This window comes from Candidatus Binatia bacterium (assembly GCA_035631035.1).
GTDB lineage: Bacteria > Eisenbacteria > RBG-16-71-46 > SZUA-252 > SZUA-252 > DASQJL01.
This window is the reverse complement of record DASQJL010000044.1, coordinates 1-3471: the sequence shown is the minus strand read 5'-3', so window position 1 is coordinate 3471 and position 3471 is coordinate 1. Positions and strand designations below refer to the sequence as shown.

Below are 3471 nucleotides of genomic sequence, written 5' to 3'. Positions count from 1 at the left end.
CTTTGACCGCGAGCCAGCCGGTCCGCCGTCCCGCCCACAGCGTCCGCGCCGGCCCTTGAACGACCGGGTCTTGCGTGAAGGCCTTCCTGAACGCGCGCTGAGCGTCGCGGAGCGCCGCGCCCACCACCTTCGTGATCGCAGTCACGTTCTTCGCATCCGAGGGGTCATATCGAAGCTGCGTGGGCCGTCCCGGGAGGTCGAAGCGCTCCTGGAGACGCCCTGCCCTGTTCCGCTCCCGTCGGGACCGAACGATGCCTGCCGTCTTGAGAATCTGCAGATGGTAGTACAGGCGGTCGCTGCTTCGACCCAGGACCTGCCCCAGCTCGAATGCCGAGCACGGTCCCATGGTCTCGAGAGCGTCCACGATGGCCTGGCGTGCGGGAGAGCCTAGAACCCGTATCTGGCGTAGGTCACGGATCAAGAACATACGCGGCGCGCCCTCCCCTTGTGGTAGTCTGTCGTTGGAAATACTAGCCAATATACAATGACCTGCCGAGGCCACGTGAGACCTTTCGGCGCGACGGGAGCTGCAGCGATGATCCGATCCATACTGACGAAGGGCTGCCTCTGCACGCTGCTGGCTTGCCTCTGCTCCCTGCCGACCCCGCCTGCGTCCGGAGCCGCATCCTACAGACCGCCGCACACCTCCCGAAGCGGTGACCCGTTCAGCGTCACACGGCTCGGCGCCTTCGTCGATTCGGTCATGAATGCGGAGATGAAGCGCGGCGGAATCCCTGGGGCGGCTTTCGTCTTCGTCCGCCACGGCCGGGTCGTGTACCAGAAGGGCTACGGTTGGGCGAACGTAGCGGCACGACGCGCCGTGGATCCCGAAAGGACCATCTGGCGAGTCGGCTCCATCTCGAAGACGTTTACGGCCACCGCCGTGATGCAGCTTGTGGACCGCGGGCGCGTCCACCGCGAAGCGGACGTCAACGTGTACCTGTCCAAGGTGAACGTCCCGGAAACCTACCCCCTGCCGGTGACCGTGACCGACCTGCTCACCCACACCTCTGGGTTCGACGAGATACGCCCCGGCACCCAAGGACCTTCGCGCGAGTCGGTGCAGCCGCTGCCCGAGTTTCTCGCGTCACGCCTGGTACGGGTGCGCCCCCCGGGCCAGACGATCAGCTATTCCACCTACGGGATGACCCTCGCGGGTGATCTCGTCGAGGAGGTCTCCGGCAAGCCCATCGAGCAATACTTCACGGAGAATATCTGGCGGCCGCTCGGAATGAACCGTACGAGCATCAATGTCCCCGCCACCCTGGCTGGCGACGTCGCCATGGGCTACGAGCGGCGCGGGGACTCGCTCGAGGCCCAGGCATGGGAGTGGTACCACACCACGCCGGCATCGTCGGTCAACAGCACGGCCACCGACATGGCCCGGTACCTGATGGCGCACCTGGGACACGGTCACATCGGGAGCGCCCGAATCTTGTCCGAGAGCTCCTCGGCCGAGATGCTCTCGCAACAGGTCCGGATGCACCCCAAGGTTCCGGGTGTGACCCTGGGATTCTGGGAGGCGCAGTTTGGCGACCTACGGGTCGTCGAGCACGGCGGCAACGTGGCGGGCTTCAGCGCACAGTTCGTCATGGTTCCTTCCGAGGACGCCGGCTTCTTCGTGGTGAACCAGTTCGAGGGCAGCAGGCTCCGGGACAATCTCGAAGACGCCCTGCTCAAGCACCTGTACCCCAGCGCTCGCGTGCGATCCCCTCGTCCCGTCCCACCTCCCGACTTTTCCAAGCGGGCGGAAGCCTATGCCGGCCGCTACGGCCCCACCACGTCGTGCCATTCATGCAAGCCGCGGAGCGTGCCGTACATTTTCGAAGTGAAGAACGAGGGTGACGCGCTCCGAATCGGAGGCTTTCGGTACGTGGAGGTCGCGCCGCTGCTGTTCCTTCGAGAGGACGGGAGCGCGTACGTCGCGTTCCGGGCGGACGAATCGGGCGCCATCGTGGAGATGTACCCTGGTTCCTTCTGGGGGTTCGAGCGCCTGCCGAACAAGTGACGGCCGTCGAGGGACATCCCGGGCTGCCCGCAGCGGGATCTCAGCCGGATAGTTCGCGTCGAGCGGTGCGGAGGGCCGCCTCTACCTCCATCCGCGTCCCGGCCGCGCGATGGGCCTCGCAAACCGATTCGCCCAGAGCCTGCTTCGCGGCCTGAAGGGCGGCACCTCTGCCTTTCCACCATACGTCCGCCTCGTCGAAGACCAGGTTGAGCCGCTCCAGCATGTGATCCGCCGCCCCGAACCAGCGCGCCGCGTCCGCATAGCGCTGCTCCAGGGCGGCCAGCTCGCCGGCCGCAAGAAGGGCGCCGGCAGCGCTGCTGTGACGCGCGCCCAGGGAGCCCAAGGTCTCCAGGGCCTCCCGCAGCGGCGCGGTCGCGCCCACCGCGTCGGCACACCGGGTGCGAATCATCGACAGCGCCACCGCCAGCTGGGCGATGTTTCCGAGATCTCCCGCCGAGCGCGCGAGATCGAGCGCCTCGCCGATCCGCTCGCCCGCACGCGCCAGATCTCCCTGGTTCCAGGCCGCGGCCCCCAGGTTGTTCAGCGTGACGGCCAGTCCGCGGGCATCCCCCAGCTTGCGGTAGAGGCCCTGCGCTTCTTCCAGCCGTGCCGCGCCCTCCGCGAACTCCCGGCGCGCGCTGGCCACGGCGCCCAACCCGGTCAGGCAGCGCGCCGCGCCGAACTCCTCTCCGGCCGTGCGGAAGATCGCGAGCGCCTCCTCGAAGTACTCCCGTGCGCGCCGCTGCCCTTCCATGTCGAAGGCCGCGAGCGCTCCCGCGGCGTACAGGGCGCGGGCCCGAAGGACCGTGGGCGCCGAGGCGCCCGGCAGCGAAAGCGCGCGACGAACGGCGGCGGCGCCGGTGCGGAGATGACCGCGGATGTGCCAGAACCGCCAGAGCGACCCGGCGATGCGGAGCGCGGCTTCCGCGTCGGCCGCGCTCCCGCTGCTCGCCTCGATGGCCGCGAGGATGTTCTCGTGCTCGAGCCCGATGCGGTCGAGCCATGACGCCTGGTCGGGGCCGAGCAGCTGGGGCTCGGCACGCTCGGCCAGCGACACCTCGAAGGCGACGAATCGGGCGCGCACCGGACTCTCTTCTCCGGAGGAGGCGAGCCGCTCCGCCGCGAACTGCCGCACCGGTTCGAGGTAGCGGTAGCGGGTCCCGGCGCTTCCGCGGGAGGCCGTCACCAGCGAACGCCGGGCCAGCGTGTCCAGCAGATCGACCGCTTCGAGATCACCGCACCCGAGCACGAAGGCGGCGCCGTCCAGATCCCACCCGCCCGCGAAGACCGAGAGCGCGCCAAATGGCCCCTGGGCGTCGGGGGGCAGCGCGTCCACGCTCCAGTCGAGCGCGGCTCGGAGGGTCGCATGCCGGCGTGACACGGTCCCCGGCTCGGCGCGCAGGAGGCCCATCATCCGGTCGAGACGGTCGGCGATCTCCCGTGCGCCCAGAACGTGCGCCCGG

3 protein-coding genes are annotated in these 3471 nt (G+C 68.9%); 1 reads left to right on the top strand and 2 read right to left on the bottom strand.

The features are described from left to right. Window positions 1-346 (bottom strand): helix-turn-helix domain-containing protein (locus tag VE326_04190; GenBank protein HYJ32396.1); only part of this gene is annotated, 346 nt, incomplete at its 3' end. Window positions 347-535: 189 nt separating this feature from the next. Here VE326_04190 and VE326_04185 point away from each other — a divergent pair. After that, window positions 536-2008: a serine hydrolase domain-containing protein gene (locus VE326_04185; protein HYJ32395.1), complete on the top strand. Its 1473-nt coding sequence runs from the start codon at window positions 536-538 to the stop codon at window positions 2006-2008. Window positions 2009-2048: 40 nt separating this feature from the next. Here VE326_04185 and VE326_04180 read toward each other — a convergent pair. Then, window positions 2049-3471 (bottom strand): hypothetical protein (locus VE326_04180; protein ID HYJ32394.1); only part of this gene is annotated, 1423 nt, incomplete at its 5' end.

Excerpts from the sequence above, each read along its gene's own strand:
- VE326_04185 (HYJ32395.1), top strand. The coding sequence starts at position 536 with ATGATCCGATCCATACTGACGAAGGGCTGCCTCTGCACGCTGCTGGCT.